Genomic DNA, 19,010 nt, shown 5'->3' with positions numbered 1-19,010 from the left:
GCACACTCCTGCCATGACCGCACTCTGGGTCCTGGTTTATTTAGCTACCCTGATCTGGTCGGGCATCCACCCCAAGGACACCCTCACCTGGCTGCTCGAAGTCATGCCGGCACTGACCGCCTTCGTGCTGCTGGCGGCCACGCGCCGCCGTTTCCCCTTCACGCCCCTGGCCTATTTCCTGATCCTGATACACTGCCTGATCCTGATGGTCGGCGGGCATTACACTTATGCCGAAGTGCCCCTGTTCGACTCGCTCAAGGATTATTTCGGCTGGCAGCGCAACAATTACGACAAGCTTGGCCACCTCGCTCAGGGCTTCGTCCCGGCCATCGTGGCACGGGAAATCCTTCTCCGCAATGCTGTAGTCGCATCGGGGAAATGGCTGTTCTTCATTGTCGTCTGCATCTGCCTGGCGATCAGTGCGTTTTACGAACTGATCGAGTGGTGGGTGGCGCTGGCCTCTGACCAAGCCGCTGAAGCTTTCCTCGGTACCCAGGGCTACGTCTGGGACACCCAGTCGGATATGGCTTATGCGCTGATCGGCGCCATCGCCGCGCAGGCTTTGCTGGGCAGGATGCATGACCGGCAAATTAGGAAGACTTCTGAAAACTAGATTTTTTCGGCGATGAGCGTGGCAAACACCTTCTCGGTGTTTTCCGGTGCGGAGAAGGCCTGATAATTCAATGCCAGCACGTGCCAGCCCGCAAAGCACTGTTCAAGCTCATCACGGCCAAACAAATAATAATGCCCGAGCTGGAACATGCCGAGAAAAGTTGTGCCCTCGATCAGGACGTTGATCACGGCACGGCCGCCGGGTTTGACGTGCTGCTGAATTTCTTCGAGCAAGGCCAGCGCCCGCGCCCGGTCAAAGAACATCAGCAGCCCGATCGCCACGATGGAATCGAACTGCCCGTCGATCTGGTAATTCTTCAAATCGGCCTGCACACCCCGGAGCGCCAGCTTTTCCTCTGCCGCCACCTGCTGAATACGCGCAATGGCCGTAGGGCTGGCATCAACAGCCACCACCGACGCGCCGCGACGCGCAGCCTCAACCACCAGATTGCCCAAGCCACAGCCCAAATCCAGCACGCTGCCCGTCAAATACGGCAATGCCACCTCTTCGAACGGGTTGAGGGCAAAGCTCTGCTCGCGGACCTGCTTCTGAAACTGATTATCGAAAAACGAGATGGAATGGTTAGCGTCCATGCCGGATCTTTCCTAACCACGTTTTTTCATGGCCCCTGTCACTGAAAAAACTCATGAAACGTAACTCAAGTTTTTTCATTTCTCACACCTCATCCGCAAACAGTCTATACAAGAAACCAACATAAAATCACCAATCTATTCAGGCGTGGTTTTTAAAAAAAGGGCCGGAATTGTTTTATAGGTTGCGGTTAAGATTGTAGCCTGAGTTCGTCGGCAGGGGGAGTGGAGAACTGGCCGCCCAAGGCTGATTCCGATGCCAACTGCGCGCCCCATCAGGCACGCAGCACCTTCCAGGCGGCAATCAATGCCCGTGCCGCCCGGTCGATATCGGCTGGCGTAGTGTAGATTCCAACTGACAGGCGCACCGCGCCAATAGCCCGTGTGGCGCTAACTTTCATCGCCCCCAGCACGCCGCTCACGGCATGGTCTCCGGAATGACAGGCGGAGCCGGTGGAGGCAGCCAAGTCTTGCGCAACAGCTTCCAGCAGCTCGTGGCCGCTCACGCCGGGAAATGAAACATTCAGGGTATTGGGCAGACGCTCTTCAACGTGGCCATTCAGGGCAAGATGGGGAATTTCTGCGTGCAGTTGCGCATGCAGCTGGTCGCGCAACTTTTTTAAATGGGCTTGGACCTTGGGTAACCGCTTGCGAGAAAGTTTTGCCGCAGCGCCCAGGCCGACGATGAAGGGCACATTTTCGGTTCCCGGCCGCAGTCCTTGCTCATGGTTGGCCCCCACCTGCAACGGGATCAGCGGCGTACCCATGCGGACATAGAGCGCTCCCACGCCTTTGGGGGCATAGAATTTGTGCCCGGCCAGCGTCAGCAGGTCAACACCGAGTTTTTGTGCAATGACCTGTATCTTGCCAGCGGACTGGGCGGCATCGGTATGCAGCAAAATGCCTTTCGGCCGCGTTATCTGCGCGATCTCCGCGATGGGCTGGATGGTGCCCACTTCATTGTTGGCGTGCATGATGGAAACCAAGGCTGTGTCAGGCCTTATGGCCCGCTCCACCGCAATTGGAGCGACCCGTCCGTTTCTGTCCACCGGCAGGATCGTCACCTCCCAGCCCTCTTCGCGCAGCTTGAGGAAGGGCTGCATCACCGAGGGATGCTCGATGGCGCTGGTAATGAGATGTCTTTTCGTTCCGGCGAGCGCCCGCGCAGTACCCTGGATAGCCAGATTGTTAGCCTCGGTGGCGCAACCGGTGAAGGCGATTTCCTCCGGCCTGGCGCCGATCAGGGCCGCCACCCCCACTCTTGCCTGCTCCACCGCTTCATTCGCCCTCTGTCCGTAAATGTGGCTTGAAGACGGATTGCCGAAGTGTTCGCGCAGGTAAGGCTCGATGGCGTCAGCCACCTCCGGCGCTACCGGGGTGGTGGCATTGTAGTCGAGATAGACCGGATCGTTCATACGGGCAACCGCTCCAGTTCGACTATCTGGCCGGACGGCCGCGTCAGGATTCGCCCCACTATCCTGCCGAGTCGGTAAATACGCAGTTCCCCCGGCTCGAAAGCGATCCAATTTCCATCTCCAGGCAAAGGCTCGGTAGCGATCATGGCGCTGTCGGCACAGGTGCCGCCCTGGGTATCCGATCCTCTCTGTTCCAGATAGTGGAGCCTGTCATGGCCGTATGCGATCAGATGCTCTCCGTCCGACATGAGAAAATTGAACTTGCCGTGCGATGCGATCAGTTCACTGATCATCGCCACGATGGGGAACGAGAAGTTTGCATTCGCGGCAGGGGAGGCCAGGATGTTCTGGGAGATATGGCTCAGGAGGTGACAAAAGGCATATTCCGAATCGGTTTCTCCTGCAGGTTGACAGACCGAACCGTTATTTGCGCGCTCCATCTCCACGATATCGGGTACCAGCCCATTGTGGGCAAACACCCATTCTTTTCCGCAACACACCCGCTTGAACGGATGCGTATTGTCCATGGTGTTGACGGGCGGAAACCGGGCTTTGCGCACATGAGCGACGATCAGGTTCGAGAGCGTGGTTTCGCACAAACGCGCGAACGGCACGCTCTCGTGTGCCGGCAGAGGCTCCTTGGCAAGACGAAAAACACCACTCTCCCACCAGGCGAGTCCCCATCCGTCGGGATTGTCCGCCACCAGTCCGCCACGCAGACGGAAATCACCGAGGGCTCCCTTGGCTGTCACGGGGCAGCTGGCAGACATCCCGAAAAGCTCGCACATCGTCAGTAAGCTCCGTTAAGCATGGATGTTTTTTCAGAAACTCATCCGAGCGCCTGCTCCAGGTCGGCGATCAGGTCGGCAGCGTCTTCCAGGCCGATGGAGAGCCGAATCATGGTATCAGAAATGCCGCGTCGCACTCGTTCTTCAGTCGCCAAGCCATGGTGGGTGGTGGTCACCGGCATGGTGACGAGGCTTTCCACTCCACCCAGGCTGGGCGCGATGGCGAACAGCTTGAGCTTGTCCACCGCCCACACCGCATCCTCATAAGCGCCTTTGACCGCTATCGTCAGCATGCCCCCGAAGCCCTGCATCTGGGACCTGGCCACGACATGGCCGGGGAAATCGGGCAGACCGGGGTAAAGCACCCGCGCCACCTTGGGATGGCGCGACATGGCTTTGGCCACAGCTTGCGCCGTGGCGTTCTGCCGCTCCACCCGCACGACCAGGGTGCGCAGGCTGCGAGCCAGAAGCGATGCGGTTTCAGGCGCGGGCATCTGACCCAGGTTCTTGCGCCAGCCCCATACCGAGGCTAAAAGGTGTTTTGATCCCATCAGGGCGCCGGCGGTAATATCGCTATGGCCGCCGAGATACTTGGTGGCGCTGTGAACGACGAAGTCTGCGCCCAGAGCAAGCGGGCTCTGATTCACCGGTGAGGCGAAGGTGTTATCCACCGCCACCAGGGCGCCATACTCGTGGGCAATAGCGCTGATTTTCCGGATATCCAGCACCTCCAGGGTGGGATTGGTGGGCGTTTCGAAAAACACCAGGCCTGCGCCCGCTTCCAGATAGGTCTTCAACCCGTCCAGCTCGCTGCCGAGGAGGAAATAAGTGGGGATGCCGAGTTCCGGCAGCTGGCTGGAAAGAAACTCCATGGTGCCGCCGTAGGCGTCGCCGATGCAGACCACGCCCTTGCGGCCATGAGCAAAGAATAACGAGGCTTCCGCAGCCATGCCGGAAGAAAATACCCAAGCGGCTTCCGCCCCCTCCAGAGCGGCCAGCTTTTCCTCCAGGCTGAAGAGGGTTGGGTTGAGGCCGTAGCGGGTATACAGGCTGCCCGCCTTGCGCCCCTCCACCACGTCGAGCAGGTCGGCGGTGGAATCGAACTTGAACGTGGTGGTCGTGTAGATCGGCGTATGCGGCGAGCCGTGGGCATCCTTGATTTCCCCGGCATGGATGCAGCGGGTGGAAAGACCCTCGTTTTTGTCGTTACATTCAACCCCCTCGAGAAAGCGTTCCTGAATGGCTTCCAGCCGCGCGGCCAAGTCCGGTACGGCACTCAAATCCAGCCCGGCGCTCGCCAGCCCGGCGCAGATATCTTCCGGTGACAGGATCACGCCATCAGAAGGTTGCAGCGCCACCCCCTTCACCAGCAGCGCGGGAAAGCCCTCGCCATGCGCGTCGCGGCGGTCAGTATGAACGACGCGCCGGTCCAGGCCAAGGCTGGATGATAGCTCTTTGGCATAAAGTGCGTAAAGCGTGCAGCGCCCACCGGGCGGATGTTGGGAATGGACCTTGATCGGTTGCGGCATGATTCTTCCTTATTGTCGGAATTGAAAAAGGGTTCAGTCGGTGCGTAGCCTGAATGAAGCGTAGCGTAATCCGGGAGTGCCCGGCAGGGCGCAATAGAGCATGCAATCCCTCCACCGACCCATCCCGCTACTCGGCGGGATGCCCCGGATTACGGCCTTTGGCCTTCATCCAGGCTACACCGCTTGTGCCAGCTACCAGTTTTAATTGCCCCCCTTTTTACACCACGCTCTTGAGCAGAATGTAACTCGCCACGAACACCAGGAATATGCCGAAGCTGCGCTTCAGCGTCGCCTGCGAGAATCGGTGTGCAATGCGTGTGCCAACAAAGCTGCCGGCCACCGTCACCGTGGTGAACAAAGCCATGGTCGTCCAGTCCACCGGCACCGCCCCAACATAACCGGCGAAACCGGAGTAGGACTTGGCGGCGACGATGACGAGCGAGGTGCCTATTGCGAGCTTCATCGGGATGCCGGACAGCAGCACCAGCGCCGGTACAATCAGGAATCCGCCGCCCACGCCCACCAGTCCGGTCAGCACGCCGACACCGACGCCGTGCGCGGCGATATGCCCCATGTGCGCTGAAATGACCTCATCTTCCGACAAGGGTGGCCCGCCTGCTGTGGCCAACTGACTTACCGGCTGCTTTTTGCTTTGCAACATCTTCCAGGCAGCGGCATACATCACCAAAGCGAACAAAGTGAGCTGCACCTGCACCGGCGTGTAAACCCCGAGACGGGCGCCGCCGTAGGTGCCGATCACGCCAAAAAAGCCGAACATCGCCGCCACCTTGAGATCGACATTCCCGCGTCGCCAGTTGTCCCAGCCCGAAACAGTGGCAGTAACCGCCACGATGCCCATGCTCATGGCGATGGCCGATTTGGCTTCCACGTTGAGCAGATACATTAGCGCCGGCATGGCGATGATGGAACCGCCGCTGCCGAACAAACCCAACACGATGCCGGTGATGGCTCCGGCGAATATGGCAATAATAATCATGGTGCTGTTCCTTACTAATATTGACTGACAAATATCAATTGAATAAGGCGTAAAAAAAAGGGGCTAGAATACCAGCACCTTGTCTGCCCACTCCGTCCACTCTGCGAGATGCTCCAGCGTGGAATGCTCGGCGCCCTGGATCATCTCCTCATCCTTTAACCCGCGTGCTTCCATGCATACTCCGCACACTCCGATTTGTCCGCCACGCTTCAAAATGCTCTGGGCGAAAAACTCGATGTTGTAATAGCCTTGCGGCACTTTCTGCCCCGCCTTGGCGCATAGTGCAGCGTCGCCCAGCAAGAACAGGCGAATTTCATTGCCATCGTGCTTGGATAAGGCTCGCGCCAGACGGAAACCGTTGTAGCTGCGCTCGGTGCCATAGGGTGGGTCATTGAGTATGAAAAGAGTTTTCATCATTTTCTCCTTGCCAGTAAATTAGGCTGGATTAAGACGCGGATGTGTTTCTTCCCCCCAAATCTGTACGACCAGACCGGAGAGGAGCATGGAGACTGCGACGAACCAGAAGGCCTCCTCGATGGCACCGCTAAAGCTCGCCACGATCCCGAGCGCCAAGGCCCCAATGCCATAGCCAAGATCGCGCCAGAAGCGGTAGATGCCGATGGCCGAGCCACGCCAGTTGGGATGAGCGATGTCAGATACAGCTGCGGAAAGATTGGGGTACAACAGCGCCATGCCGAAACCGGAAACGCCTGCCGATAAAGACCACCAGGCGACGCCTTGGCCCAGGAGCATCAACGCCACCCCCGCACCACAAACCCACATACCCCACACGATCGGCTTCTGCCTGCCAATGTGGTCGGATAGTTTGCCGGTGAAGAACTGGGAGCCGCCCCAGACGAAGCCGTACACGCCGATCACCCAACCAATGCTGGCTAAAGACAATCCGTGGCGATACAGAAAAACCGGGTAAAACACCCAGACCAGGGCATCCACGAATTTCTCCACCAGTCCTGCCTGGCTGATTGACGCCATGCGCTTGTCACGCCACGACATGAGGGAGAACACCTCCCAAGTGGTGGGTTTGTCGGAGATGTTGGTGGGATAACGCGGTTTTGGTCCGGTGGACTGCCCTGCGGCGTGTTTGGCACCTTCTGCCTTGGCCCAGGATAAGGTGTCTTTTACCCACAGGATGGTGAGCAGCGCGGCCAGAACAATCACCGCGACGCCAAATATCAGCAGCCCGTGGCGTGGCCCGTAGGCAGTCGCCATGTAACCGGTAATGATGCCTGCGACCGCCAGACCCACGTAACCGGAGAATTCATTCAGTCCAATCACAAAGCCTCTTTGATCGGGCCGGGTGATGTCCAGCTTGGCGGTCTGTGTCATGGACCAGGTCAGGCCCTGGTTAACACCCAGCAGCACGGTTGCGGCGACTATCCAGTTCCAACTGGGCGCGTAAAGAATCATGAACGGGATGGGCAATGCCGCTGCCCAGCCCAACAGCAGTACCTTCTGCCGCCCGATGCGCTCAGACAGGCGGCCGGCCACGAAATTAAGCGTTCCCTTGACGAAGCCAAAAGCCACCACGAAGGTGGTCAGCAGCATGAAAGAACCCTTGGGCACGCCGAATTCGGTCTCGCCCAAGGCAGGCACTACGGTGCGCATCATGCCGATGGTCATCCCGACCAGAAATACCTGTAACAACTGGTGGGAAAATTGCGCAAAGTTCTCGCGAATACCATGGCGGTACTCCTGGTATTCATTGCGCAAAGTATGGCTCATGCGGTCACCTCATTGATCTCTGTGCCAATTTTTTCACTGCCGCGTCGGTGGCTGGCGGCATTCACGGGCGGTCGCATCCCCGCTATGCGGGGCCCCGGCTTCCTGTTCATGCCGCCCCCAGATTGACAGCCACGATGCGTTCCATTTCCGCCGGGCGGGGAGGGATGTCGGACAGGATGTAATTGACGAACTCGTCCCTGTTGGTCATCTTCAGGCCAGGATTGAAGCGCTTTTCAAAACCGACCGTGGAGGATGGCTTGCCGGAAATACCCACACCGCAAGCGCTGCCTGAGGTATGGCCGGGAAAAATCTCCACTTCGTCAGGAAGGGACATCAGCTTCGCGTGCAGGCTATCAAATAGCTGCTCCGCCCATTCCTTGCCCTTGCCCGCCAGATCGGGACGCCCGATGCTGCCCACAAACAGGGTGTCGCCCGTGAGAACGAACCAGGGATCGGCACTGCGGCGCTTGTCGGTGACCGTCAGGCACATGCTGTCAGGAGTATGGCCAGGGGTGTGCAGCACTTTCACCGCGACGTTGCCCACTTCGATGGTCTCGCCATCGGAAAGCGCATGGAAGGGGAACTGCACCCGTCCCTGGTTGGCTTCATGCAGGCAGTATTGGGCGCCCAGCTTCTCTGCCAGCACTCGCCCGCCCGAGTAGTGATCGGCATGAACGTGGGTGTCAAAGACATGAGTAATCTTGACGTTCTGCCTGGTGGCCTCTTCAATGAACCAATCCTCGTCACCCGCAACCGGGTCTATGGCAACCGAAACACCACATGATCCGCAGCCGAGTAGATAAGACAGGGTGGCTTCCTTGGCTAAACGTTGTCTGAAAAACATTTCGTCTCCTCCTTGAATTATGGTTAATAATATAATCAAATGAATGTTTGAATATATTATTCAGCCTTAACCTAAAGTCGTCAAGCTAATTTTCTGGAGAGCTCAACGACCTGGAGATCAATGCTTATTGGAGGTGCTTTGTAAAAGTGGTCACCTCAGAATTCGGAAAATAAAGCACGCTAAGACAACTCTGATCGCACAACGAATGGCGGTCATTTTCTTCTTGCTGTATTATCCTATCCCCTAGGATAGGATAATACGACATGACAACACACACCTCACACCCCGACATCGTTAAGCGGCTCAAGCGAGCCGAAGGCCACCTAAAAAGCATCATCGTCATGCTGGAAGAGGGGCGCGGTTGCTTGGACATCGCCCAACAGCTACAGGCTGTAGAAAGTGCTGTCGGCAACGCCAAGAAAACTTTGGTACATGACCATATCGACCATTGCCTTGAACATGCAGTGCGGGATGGTACGCAGAGCGCAGACGACACCATCCGCGAGTTCAAAGAAATCACAAAATATCTATAAAGCTGCCTTATGACTGAATTTTCTACCCTGCTACAGCAGGGCGCATCCAACGCCTGGCTGTTCATCCCAAGCGCGATCCTGCTAGGTGCGCTGCACGGTCTCGAACCCGGCCACTCCAAGACCATGATGGCCGCCTTCATCATTGCCATTCGTGGCACGCTGACGCAAGCCGTTCTGTTGGGACTTTCGGCGACGCTTTCCCATACCGCCGTGGTGTGGGCCATCGCGCTAGGCGGGATGTACTTCGGCCAGCGGTGGAGTGCGGAAACCAGCGAACCTTACTTGCAAGTCGCATCCGCCGTGCTGATCGTCGGCACGGCTATTTGGATAATCTGGCGGACGTGGCGTCAGCAGAGCGCCTGCTTTCATGATCACAATAATGACCACGATCACCACCACGATGAAACCAAACATATCGACACCGGTCACGGCGTGGTGCGCCTAGACGTATTCGAGGACGGTGTGCCGCCACGTTTCCGGTTGTTCCTCGAAAGCAAACACGGCCACGTCTGGACAGTCGATCAGGTGAAAATCGAGACGGAGCGGTCGAACGGCAGCCGCCAGTCGTTCACCTTTGTGCAACGCGATGGCTTCGTAGAGTCAGAGCAAGAGATTCCAGAGCCGCACGAGTTCGTCGCACGTCTGCGTTTGGGCCATGAGAACCACAGCCACGACTATGACGTGGAGTTTGTCGAACACGACCACCATCACCACGCCATCAAGGACTATGAAGGGCTGGATGTGTCAGCTCCTGGCTACCAAGACCCTCACGAACTGGCCCACGCAAACGACATCCGCCACCGTTTCGCCAATCGAGAAGTGACGACCGGGCAGATTGTCATGTTCGGACTGACTGGCGGGCTAATTCCTTGTCCTGCCTCCATCACCGTGCTACTCCTATGTCTGCAATTGAAGAAGATAGCACTGGGAGCAACGCTGGTTCTGAGCTTCAGTATCGGCCTGGCATTGACGATGGTGGCATCGGGCGTACTAGCCGCCTTGAGCGTAAAGCACGTTTCCAAACGCTGGAGCGGCTTCGGCGAATTCGCCCGTAAAGCGCCATACTTCTCCGGTGCCCTGATTTTGCTGGTGGGTTTCTATGTTGGCTACCAGGGCCTGCATGGGCTGATGTAACAGCCAATCGTGCCAACGGCAGGAGTACATTGGAATAAGACTCCTTAGCGTACAATTTTTTTCAGTTTCGTGACCCCATCATCTGTCCGGATGGGCAGCGGCCATGCCGTGCGCAGACGAAATTCGTTGAGTGTCCTCTAAAGTCGTCAAGCTAATTTTTAGGGTGGCTCGACGACCTGGAGATCGATGCTTATTTGGAGGGACTTTTAAGAGGGGATTAGCGGTCGACAGGAAGGTGATCGACCTTCCATTCAGGGAAACCGTCTTCCAGTCGGCGGGCACGATAGCCGTGCTGGCGCAACTGTTCAACTGCATCGAAGGCCAGCATGCAATAGGGGCCACGGCAGTAGGCAACAATCTCCTGGTCATGAGGCAATTTGCTTAACCGTTCTGGCAGGGACTCAAGAGGGATATTGACCGCCCCTTCGATATGACCAGCATCGTATTCAGCGGTGGGACGAACATCAATCACCATCGCCTCCCCGGAGCGCACCAATCCCAGAAGCTCATCACGACGGACGGGGGTCAGATTGTCCCGGCTCTCAAAGTTTTCGCGGACAATGCGCTCCACTTCAGCCAAGTGTTGTTCAGCCACATTACGGATACCCGTTAACAGTGAAAGCACCTTTTCGTCGGTCAAACTGTAGATAACCTGGGTACCCTCCTTGCGCGACTGGACCAGTCCACCTCCACGAAGGATTTGTAGGTGATGGGAGGTGTTGGCGACCGACATGCCGCTGGCTTGCGCCAACCCGTCCACGCCACGCTCGCCTTGTGCAAGGGCCTCCAGCAATTCAAGCCGATTGGCGCTGGCAAGTGCTTTCGCGACGAGGGCGAAGTTCTCGAAGAGTTTCTTTTTGGGAGTAACAGCGGCCATTGAGATGATTTATAAATTCAAATATAGCTTTGATTATATCTCAGGATTAAGTGATATCTTCATACCCACCTCTTTCGCTTGCTGGTCGGCATGATAGCTGGATCTCACCATCGGCCCGCAGGCAGCATTGGTGAAACCCATCTCTGCGGCAGCTGCTGCGAACCTGTCGAACTGTGCCGGCTCGACGAAGCGCACCACCGGCAAGTGATGTCGGGTCGGCTGCAAATATTGGCCGACGGTCAGCATCTCCACACCGTGAGCGCGCAGATCGCGCATCACTTCCAGAATTTCTTCATCAGTTTCGCCTATCCCCACCATCAGGCCGGACTTGGTGGGTATGTGCGGGTAGCGCTGCCTGAATTCCTGCAGCAGCTTCAATGAATGAGCATAGTCGGCGCCGGGGCGGGCCTGCTTGTACAGGCGCGGCACGGTTTCCAGGTTGTGGTTGAGGACGTCGGGCAAGTCGGCCGCCAGCGCATCCAGCGCGACTTCCAGCCGGCCACGGAAATCCGGCACCAGGGTTTCGATGCGGGTATGTGGGGACTGCTCGCGGGTGGCGCGGATGCAGGCGGCAAAGTGGCCAGCTCCGCCATCGCGCAGGTCGTCGCGGTCGACGCTGGTGATCACCACGTAATTCAGGCCCATCACCGCGACCGAGCTGCCGATCTGCGCCGGCTCATCAACATCGGGCGGCAGCGGTGTGCCATGAGCGACATCGCAGAACGGGCAACGGCGCGTACACAAGTCGCCCAGAATCATGAAGGTGGCGGTGCCGTGGCTGAAGCATTCGCCGATGTTGGGGCAGGAGGCTTCCTCGCACACCGTGTGCAGGTTGCGGCTGCGCAGGATTTGTTTGATCTCCTGGTATTTGGCCGAGGTTGGCGCTTGGGCGCGGATCCAGCTCGGCTTGCGCAACGGCTCGGAAGGGATGATCTTGATCGGGATGCGCGCGGTTTTCGCTGCGCCTGTTTGTCTGTTTTCAGCCATTTTTATTCCTATAAACTCGCCACAGTGATTACTGAGACGATAAATTCTTGCGCAAATGTTCCACCAGCTTCTCGCCAAGGATCTCAATACCGTCCTGAATCCCGACATTACGGGTCTGGGTCACCGCCAGCCCTTCGTAGCCGCAGGGGTTGATCGCCGCGTACGGGGACAGATCCATATCCACGTTCAGGCACAGGCCGTGGTAACAGCAGCCATTCTTGATGCGCAACCCAAGCGCGGCGATCTTGGCATTGCCGACATAGACTCCCGGCGCCTTGTCGCGCCGCTCGGCCCTGATGCCATATCCTGCCAGCAGGTCGATCACCGCCTGCTCCATGCGCCGCACCAGTTCCTTGACGCCGATGTTGCGCCGCCTCAAATCCAGCAACAGGTAAACGACGATCTGTCCTGGCCCATGGTAGGTGATCTGGCCGCCGCGGTCGATCTTCACAACCGGGATATCAGTGGCGCGCAGCAGGTGCTCCGACTTCCCCGCCAATCCCAAAGTATAGACCGGCGGATGCTCAAGCAGCCACATCTCGTCTGGCGTATCCGGTCCGCGCGTGGCGGTGAAATCCTGCATCGCTTTCCAGATCGGCAGGTATTCGACCAGACCCAAATTTCTGCCGAGGAGTAACGCCATGCCCTTCGCTTTTTCCGCCTGACCCCTCACCCCTCACTCCTCCCGGCCTTAAAGCGCCATCGACACCATCGGGTGGCCGCTGATCTCGCGATACAGTTCGTCGAGCTGGGACTGCGAAACAGCGGTAATGGTGCAGGTTAGGGAAACATACTTGCCGCTACTGCTCGCCTTCATTTCCACACTCGCGGCGACGAAATCCGGCGCGTGGCGCAGCACGATTTCCAGCATGGCATCGGCGAAACCCTCTCTCGCTTCGCCCATGATCTTGATCGGGAAGGCGCAGGGGAATTCGAGCAGAGTGGTGCGCTCTTCCATCTCAACTTTCCTTGCGCATCACGGTGTTCTTGTAATCCTGATAAAGTCGGTACATCTGCCGGAATTGTGGACCCGGCTTGCCATCCGCGACAGGCTTGCCGTCCAGGTGGGTGATCGCCAGCACTTCCTTGGTTGAGGAGGTGAGCCACAGCTCCTGCGCCGTCCTCACTTCATGCTCGCTAATGCGCCGCACCTCGGTTTTGAGGGATGCGGCAGCAGCGAGTTCCAGGATCACGTCGTAGGTGATGCCGGGCAGCATCAGGTTGTCTTTCGGCGGAGCCAGCAGGACATCATCGCGCACCACGAAGATGTTGCTGGCGGCGCCCTCGGTAAGGAAGCCGTCGCGCAGCAGCAGGGTTTCGGCAGCACCTGCATCCACCGCCAGCTGGCGCAACAATACGTTGGGCAACAAGGCTATTGCCTTGATGTCGCAACGCAGCCAGCGATTGTCCGCCGCGCTCACCACGGCAACGCCGCTTTCCACAAGTTCCGGCGTCGAAGTTACCAGCGGATTGCTCATCATGAAAACCGTCGGCGCCACGCCCAGCGGGAAAGCGTGGTCACGCCTGGCGACGCCGCGGGTGAGATGCAGGTAGAGCGACTGGTCTTGTTCCTCGTTGAGCTCGACCAGCTCGCCGATCAGGCGCTCCCATTCATCCTCGCTATGCGGGTTGGCCAAACGGATGCCGTCCAGGCTGTGCTGCAGTCGTTTCAGATGCTCGCGCAGGCGGAACGGACGGCGCGAGTAGACCGGGATCACCTCGTAGACGCCGTCACCGAAAATGAAGCCACGGTCGAGCACCGGCACGCAGGCTTCTTCGATGGGCATGAACCGGCCGTTGAGGAAAATCATTTGAACCACAGCTTCACGCCATCCCAGCCGCGCTTGAAGAAGTTCGCCCTGGCCACGGCCTCCAGCGCCACCAGCGGGTATTCCGCATAGGGTTTGTCATCCAGCATCAAGCGGATAGTGCCGACCTCCTGCCCCGCCGCTAGCGGCGCCAGCAAAGGCTGTTTGCTGACCAGCGAGGCCTTGAGATGCGCGTATTGGCCCTTAGGCAACGAGACATAGAAATCCTGGGCAACGCCGGCCTTGAGGGTATTTTCGCCACCCTTCCACACCGGCAGGGTGGCAACGACTTGGCCCTTCTGGTACAGATGGTGGGTGTCGAAATTCTGGAAACCGTAATTCAGCAGTTTCTGGCTCTCGCTGGCGCGCATGCTTTCCGATGTCGTGCCCAGCACGACCGAAAGCAGCCGCCGCGAATCGCGCTTGGCCGAGGCGATCAGGCAATAGCCGGCGGATTCGGTATGCCCGGTTTTCATGCCATCGACGGTGGGGTCCTGCCACAGCAGACGGTTGCGGTTGGCCTGGGTAATGTTGTTGTACTTGTATTCCTTCATCGAATAGAGTGGATAGTATTCGGGGAAATCGCGGATGATCGCCAGAGCCAACAGGCTCAAATCCCGGGCTGTGGTGTAGTGCTGTGGGTGGGGGAGGCCGGTGGCATTCATGAAATGGGTATTTTTCATGCCCAGACGCTGGGCTTCCAGATTCATGCGCCGAACAAACTCTTCTTCGCTGCCGGCGACGCCCTCAGCCAAGGTGATGCAGGCATCGTTGCCGGATTGCACGATCATGCCGCGAATCAGATCGTCCACGGCAACAGGTGTGTTCGGCTGAATGAACATGCGAGACCCCTCGGCGCGCCATGCCCTCTCCGACACCGGCAACGTCTGGGTTTTTGTGATCACTCCCTGGCGCAGGGCAGCAAAAGTCAGGTAGGCCGTCATCAGCTTGGTAAGCGAAGCGGGCTCCATCCGTTCGTCCCCACCCCGCTGCTGTAACGTCTGGCCACTGGAAAAGTCCACCAGAATGTAACTTCTGGCAGCAATGTCCGGCGCAGGAGGCAGGGAAATGGCGGGAGGTGCTGCAAACACCGGAAGAACAGCAAATAGCAATGCAAGCGTAAGGAATTTTTTCATCATGGAAACCATTTGATAATTAGCGGGTAGTCAACACTGTTTTGATATTGAGCGAATTCTTGATCTCGGTGGCAACCTGGCTGGCTTCAGCCAAGGTCTGAAATGGGCCGGCCTGCACCCGAAACAGCCCGCCTGACGGGTGGATTTGCAACTTGTCGGTGAGTTGGGCCAGCTCAATCTTGAGCCTGCTGCGGAAGGACTCTGCATTTTCCTGTGCGCCGAACGCACCGAGTTGGACATAGTGGCCGTTGCTCGCGGCCGGTTGCAAATCCGCCTCCTGCACTGCGACAACGGATCCCTTGTCGGCCAGCGGAGCAGCGTCCGGTACTTCAGCCGGTTTTGCTGCAGCAACGTAATTAGCTGGGTCGATAGCCTCCACCTCAACCCGGGTGCTACCACCGGCGAGCACGCCCAATTTGTAGGCCGCAGTGTAGGACAAATCGATCAGGCGGTCGCTAAGGAACGGACCGCGGTCGTTGACCCGAACCACCACCGACTTGTTGTTCTTCAGGTTTGTGACGCGCGCATAGCTCGGAATCGGCAGGGTTGGGTGTGCCGCCGTCATGCCATACATGTCGTAAACCTCTCCGATCGAGGTTTTCTGACCATGATATCGCCTGCCATACCACGAAGCCACGCCGGTTTCTTTATAGGGCTTGAGGCGGGTGTCGGGGGTATAGGTCTGGCCCAGAACAGAGTAAGGCCGGTTGGCGAACTTGTGCAGCGGCTCGACTTTCGGCTCGGCATCGGGAATAGCGTCGAGATTGGCGGGCGGGTTGTCGCCCGGGCCGTCGTTGAGATAATAGCCGCCCCCTTTTTTGGTCACCACAGCCGATTTTTCCTGCTTGGAAACAACGGGAGCATCCTGCCGTGGCGCGACGCTGCCGCAGCCAATCAGAAATACGGGCAACAGGCACAACACAGCCAACATCGTGCCGCCGCCTCGCCTCTCGCCTCTCGCCTCTCGCCTTTCGCCTGATATTCTCATGATTGCACCAGTTTCCGGTGGGTTTGAATACTCATCAACATACCAAATCCAACCAGCAGTGTCACCATGGAAGTCCCTCCATAGCTGATCAGCGGCAGCGGCACGCCGACCACGGGCAGGATGCCACTCACCATGCCCATGTTGACGAAAGCATAGGTGAAGAAGGTCAGCGTGATGCTGCCCGCCAGGAGGCGGCTGAACAAAGTCGGCGCCTTGGCGGCGATTACCAGGCCGCGGCCGATCACCAGGATGTACACCGCCAGCAGGATAAGGTTGCCGGCCAGGCCGAATTCCTCGCCATAAACGGCAAATATGAAGTCGGTGGTACGCTCCGGCAGAAAATCGAGGTGTGTTTGTGTCCCGTTGAACCAGCCCTTGCCGAAAATTCCGCCCGACCCTAATGCAATGCTCGACTGGATGATGTGATAACCCGCACCGAGCGGGTCCTGAGAAGGATCGATCAGGGTCAGGATACGCTGGCGCTGATAGTCGTGCATCAGCGACCACAAAATTGGTGCGCTCGCTGCCCCCACTCCAACCAGCCCGAGGATAATGCGCCAACTCAACCCGGCCAGGAACAGCGCATAGAAGCCGGAAGCAGAGATCAGCAAGGCAGTGCCGAGATCCGGCTGTTTTACAATCAGCCCCACTGGGGCCACCAACAGCAGGACGGCGACGCCGAAGTCCTTGAGGTTGAGGGTTTTTTCGCGCCTGTCCAGGTACCAGGCGAGCATCAGCGGCACGGCCAGTTTCATCATCTCCGAGGGCTGGATGCGGATACCGATATTCAACCAGCGCCGTGCGCCGTGACTGACGTCTCCGAACAACGCTACGCCAATCAGCAGCAGCAGGCCCAAGCCATAAACAGGCAACGCCGCGCGCGCAATGTGCTGCGGCGACACATTGGCAACGGCCCACATTGCCACCAGCGCCACCAGCATATTGAGCATCTGCCCGGTGGTCTTGCCAAGGTCCTGGCCGGTGGCGCTGTACAGCACGATCAGGCCAATCAGCATCAGCATCAGCATAAAACTCAGCAGCAGGCTGTCGATATGCGCAGTCAGCCACAGCCAGATTCGCCGCGGGTCGATTTTAATCATGCTCCTCCTCCGGCGCCTCGGTTGGCGGCACTAGCGGCACAGGCGGCGGAGGCTCCTTGCCGAGCAGGAAATAGTCCAGCACTGTTCGGGCGATAGGCCCTGCGGTCGAGCCGCCGTGTCCGCCGTTTTCCACCAGGATGGCCATGGCAATTTTAGGATCGTCGGCCGGGGCGTAAGCGATGAACAGGGCGTGGTCGCGATTGCGCTCAGACACCCGGCTTTCCACGTATTTCTCGGTCTGCTTGATGGCGATCACCTGGGCTGTGCCGGTCTTGCCGGCAGTAAGGTATGGAGCACCCACGCCGACCCGCGCCGCCGTACCACCCGGCTGGGTGACATCTATCATCGCCTTCCTTACCAGTTCCAGGTTCTCCGGCTTGAAGGCCAGGGTGGCAACGGGTTTGGCAGCAGGCACCGTCCTCACCTGGTTAGTGACGGCATCCAGAATCGAGCGCACCAGGTGCGGACGGATAACGATGCCGTTATTGGCCAGCACCGCCGTGGCGAAGGCCAGTTGCAGGGGAGTGGCCAGATTATAGCCCTGACCGATGCTGGCGCTCACGGTATCGCCTGTGTACCATTTTTGCTTGTAGCGCTTCATTTTCCACTCGCGCGAGGGTATCAGGCCGGAGGTTTCCCCCTCGATGTCGATGCCGGTTTTCCTGCCGAAACCGAACTGGCCGATGAAGTTGGTGATGTTGTCGATGCCCAGATCGACACCCAGGCCATAGTAATAAGTGTCACAAGAAATCACGATGGATTTGTGCAAATCCACCGAGCCGTGTCCACCCTTCTTCCAGTCGCGGTAGTGATGGGCATTGCCGGGCAGCGTATAAAACCCGGGATCGGAAATGGTGTAGGAAGGTGTGCGCTTTCCCAGTTCCAGCCCGGCCAGCGCCATGAACGGCTTGAAGGTCGAACCCGGCGGATACTGCCCGCGCAAGGCGCGGTTGTTGAGCGGTTTATCGAGAGAATTGTTGAGGGCATCCCAGTTAACCGGATCGATGCCATCGATAAACAAGTTGGGGTCAAACCCGGGCCTGCTGATGAAGGCGAGCACCTCGCCGCTCTTCGGGTCGATTGCCACTAGTGCACCACGGTATTGCCCGAACGCCTTCTCGGCCACTTCCTGCAAGCGGCTGTCGAGCGTGAGGGTCAAGTCGCTCCCTGAAACCGGCGCGCGCCGGCTCAGGGTGCGAATCGCGCGGCCGCCGGCGTCAGTTTCCACCTGGTCGAAGCCGGTGACACCATGCAACTGTTTTTCATAACTCTGCTCAATGCCAAGCTTGCCAATATGGTCGCTACCGCGGTAATTCGCCATATCTTCCGAGGCTTCCAGCCGGTCAAGGTCGGCTTCGTTGATGCGCCCGATATGTCCAATGGCGTGGGAAGCCAGTTCCCCCTTGGGATAATGGCGGAACAGCCGTGCCTTGATGTCCACACCGGGGAAACGGAAGCGGTTGGCGGTAAAGCGGGCAACCTCGACATCGTTCAGGCGAGCGCGAATCGGCAGGCTCTCAAAATTGCGGCTTTCCTCAAGCAACTTTTTGAAGCGCTTGCGATCGCGCGGCTGGATGTCGACCAGTGCTGCCAGTCCATTGATTGTTGCCTCCAGATCCTTGATCTTGCTCGGCGTGATTTCCAGAGTGTAAGCAGAATAATTATGCGCCAGAACGATGCCATTGCGGTCGAGGATCAAACCGCGATTGGGAACGACGGGAACGATGGAAATCCGGTTATTTTCAGCCAGGGTATGGAAATATTCATGCTGCACTACCTGCAGGAAAAAAAAGCGTCCTGCCAGCAGTGTAAACAACAGTATGGCACCAGCGGCAGCAATGCCAAGCCGCCACCTGAAATAATACAGCTCCCTCTGATGGTTTCTGAGTTCGGTCGGGCGATTCACTTAGGGCCTGCAAATGGATAAC

20 protein-coding genes are annotated in these 19,010 nt (G+C 58.1%); 3 read left to right on the top strand and 17 right to left on the bottom strand.

Annotated features, from left to right (window positions below; all coding sequences use genetic code 11):
• The first annotated feature begins 13 nt into the window (after window positions 1-13).
• Complete coding sequence (locus SCT_RS11315; protein ID WP_059423063.1) at window positions 14-613, top strand: DUF2238 domain-containing protein; 600 nt, start codon at window positions 14-16, stop codon at window positions 611-613.
• Here the strand turns inward: SCT_RS11315 and SCT_RS11310 are convergent.
• The 8 genes from SCT_RS11310 to SCT_RS11275 all read right to left on the bottom strand — a co-directional run bounded on the left by SCT_RS11310 (window position 610) and on the right by SCT_RS11275 (window position 8,519).
• Window positions 610-1,206: a cyclopropane-fatty-acyl-phospholipid synthase family protein gene (locus SCT_RS11310; RefSeq protein WP_059423061.1), complete on the bottom strand. Its 597-nt coding sequence runs from the start codon at window positions 1,204-1,206 to the stop codon at window positions 610-612. The genes SCT_RS11315 and SCT_RS11310 overlap by 4 nt on opposite strands.
• Before the next feature lie 272 nt (window positions 1,207-1,478).
• Entirely contained in the window at window positions 1,479-2,618 is a 1,140-nt protein-coding gene (locus tag SCT_RS11305; RefSeq protein WP_059423058.1) for a cysteine desulfurase family protein, read from the bottom strand.
• Complete coding sequence (locus SCT_RS11300; RefSeq protein ID WP_059423056.1) at window positions 2,615-3,406, bottom strand: class II glutamine amidotransferase; 792 nt, start codon at window positions 3,404-3,406, stop codon at window positions 2,615-2,617. Before SCT_RS11300 ends, SCT_RS11305 begins: the two co-directional genes overlap by 4 nt.
• 41 nt (window positions 3,407-3,447) lie before the next feature.
• On the bottom strand, window positions 3,448-4,935 hold the full coding sequence (locus SCT_RS11295) for a PLP-dependent aspartate aminotransferase family protein (RefSeq protein WP_237759670.1): 1,488 nt from the start codon (window positions 4,933-4,935) through the stop codon (window positions 3,448-3,450).
• A 217-nt stretch (window positions 4,936-5,152) separates the two neighbouring features.
• Window positions 5,153-5,932, bottom strand: a complete 780-nt coding sequence (locus tag SCT_RS11290; protein ID WP_059423054.1) for a sulfite exporter TauE/SafE family protein — start codon at window positions 5,930-5,932, stop codon at window positions 5,153-5,155.
• 63 nt (window positions 5,933-5,995) lie between these two features.
• Window positions 5,996-6,346 (bottom strand): DsrE/DsrF/TusD sulfur relay family protein, encoded by a 351-nt coding sequence (locus SCT_RS11285; RefSeq protein ID WP_059423052.1) that lies wholly within the window; start codon window positions 6,344-6,346, stop codon window positions 5,996-5,998.
• A 21-nt stretch (window positions 6,347-6,367) separates the two neighbouring features.
• Window positions 6,368-7,675 carry an MFS transporter gene (locus SCT_RS11280; protein ID WP_059423049.1) on the bottom strand — a complete coding sequence of 436 codons (1,308 nt, stop codon included), beginning with the start codon at window positions 7,673-7,675 and terminating at the stop codon, window positions 6,368-6,370.
• Window positions 7,676-7,781: 106 nt separating this feature from the next.
• Window positions 7,782-8,519, bottom strand: a complete 738-nt coding sequence (locus tag SCT_RS11275; protein ID WP_059423047.1) for an MBL fold metallo-hydrolase — start codon at window positions 8,517-8,519, stop codon at window positions 7,782-7,784.
• Between the two features lie 263 nt (window positions 8,520-8,782).
• On the opposite strand from SCT_RS11275, the gene SCT_RS11270 reads away from it, so the two are divergent.
• Both SCT_RS11270 and SCT_RS11265 read left to right on the top strand, forming a co-directional pair.
• Complete coding sequence (locus SCT_RS11270) at window positions 8,783-9,052, top strand: metal-sensing transcriptional repressor (RefSeq protein WP_059423045.1); 270 nt, start codon at window positions 8,783-8,785, stop codon at window positions 9,050-9,052.
• 9 nt (window positions 9,053-9,061) lie between these two features.
• Window positions 9,062-10,186 carry a nickel/cobalt efflux protein RcnA gene (locus tag SCT_RS11265; RefSeq protein ID WP_059423043.1) on the top strand — a complete coding sequence of 375 codons (1,125 nt, stop codon included), beginning with the start codon at window positions 9,062-9,064 and terminating at the stop codon, window positions 10,184-10,186.
• A 217-nt stretch (window positions 10,187-10,403) separates the two neighbouring features.
• Here SCT_RS11265 and SCT_RS11260 read toward each other — a convergent pair whose 3' ends face one another.
• The 9 genes from SCT_RS11260 to mrdA are packed head-to-tail and all read right to left on the bottom strand — an operon-like array spanning window position 10,404 to window position 18,988.
• Window positions 10,404-11,063 (bottom strand): metalloregulator ArsR/SmtB family transcription factor, encoded by a 660-nt coding sequence (locus tag SCT_RS11260; protein ID WP_059423041.1) that lies wholly within the window; start codon window positions 11,061-11,063, stop codon window positions 10,404-10,406.
• Between the two features lie 33 nt (window positions 11,064-11,096).
• A complete protein-coding gene (gene lipA, locus SCT_RS11255) occupies window positions 11,097-12,050 on the bottom strand; it encodes a lipoyl synthase (RefSeq protein ID WP_059423039.1) in 954 nt (317 codons plus the stop codon).
• Between the two features lie 28 nt (window positions 12,051-12,078).
• Complete coding sequence (gene lipB, locus SCT_RS11250; RefSeq protein WP_059423037.1) at window positions 12,079-12,693, bottom strand: lipoyl(octanoyl) transferase LipB; 615 nt, start codon at window positions 12,691-12,693, stop codon at window positions 12,079-12,081.
• 48 nt (window positions 12,694-12,741) lie between these two features.
• A complete protein-coding gene (locus SCT_RS11245) occupies window positions 12,742-13,008 on the bottom strand; it encodes a YbeD family protein (RefSeq protein ID WP_059423035.1) in 267 nt (88 codons plus the stop codon).
• Window position 13,009: 1 nt separating this feature from the next.
• Window positions 13,010-13,861 (bottom strand): D-amino acid aminotransferase, encoded by an 852-nt coding sequence (locus tag SCT_RS11240; protein ID WP_059423033.1) that lies wholly within the window; start codon window positions 13,859-13,861, stop codon window positions 13,010-13,012.
• Complete coding sequence (locus SCT_RS11235) at window positions 13,858-14,997, bottom strand: D-alanyl-D-alanine carboxypeptidase family protein (protein WP_059423268.1); 1,140 nt, start codon at window positions 14,995-14,997, stop codon at window positions 13,858-13,860. Before SCT_RS11235 ends, SCT_RS11240 begins: the two co-directional genes overlap by 4 nt.
• 16 nt (window positions 14,998-15,013) lie before the next feature.
• Window positions 15,014-15,982 carry a septal ring lytic transglycosylase RlpA family protein gene (locus SCT_RS11230; RefSeq protein WP_159107899.1) on the bottom strand — a complete coding sequence of 323 codons (969 nt, stop codon included), beginning with the start codon at window positions 15,980-15,982 and terminating at the stop codon, window positions 15,014-15,016.
• Window positions 15,979-17,082 carry a rod shape-determining protein RodA gene (gene rodA / locus SCT_RS11225; RefSeq protein ID WP_059423032.1) on the bottom strand — a complete coding sequence of 368 codons (1,104 nt, stop codon included), beginning with the start codon at window positions 17,080-17,082 and terminating at the stop codon, window positions 15,979-15,981. Before rodA ends, SCT_RS11230 begins: the two co-directional genes overlap by 4 nt.
• Complete coding sequence (mrdA, locus tag SCT_RS11220; protein WP_059423031.1) at window positions 17,075-18,988, bottom strand: penicillin-binding protein 2; 1,914 nt, start codon at window positions 18,986-18,988, stop codon at window positions 17,075-17,077. The genes rodA and mrdA overlap by 8 nt, the downstream gene beginning before the upstream one ends.
• Between the last annotated feature and the right edge of the window lie 22 nt (window positions 18,989-19,010).

The organism is Sulfuricella sp. T08, assembly GCF_000971475.1.
In the GTDB taxonomy this organism is placed as follows: Bacteria; Pseudomonadota; Gammaproteobacteria; order Burkholderiales; family Sulfuricellaceae; genus Sulfuricella.
The sequence above is the reverse complement of the archived record's forward strand: the minus strand, read 5'-3'. Positions and strand labels throughout refer to the sequence as shown.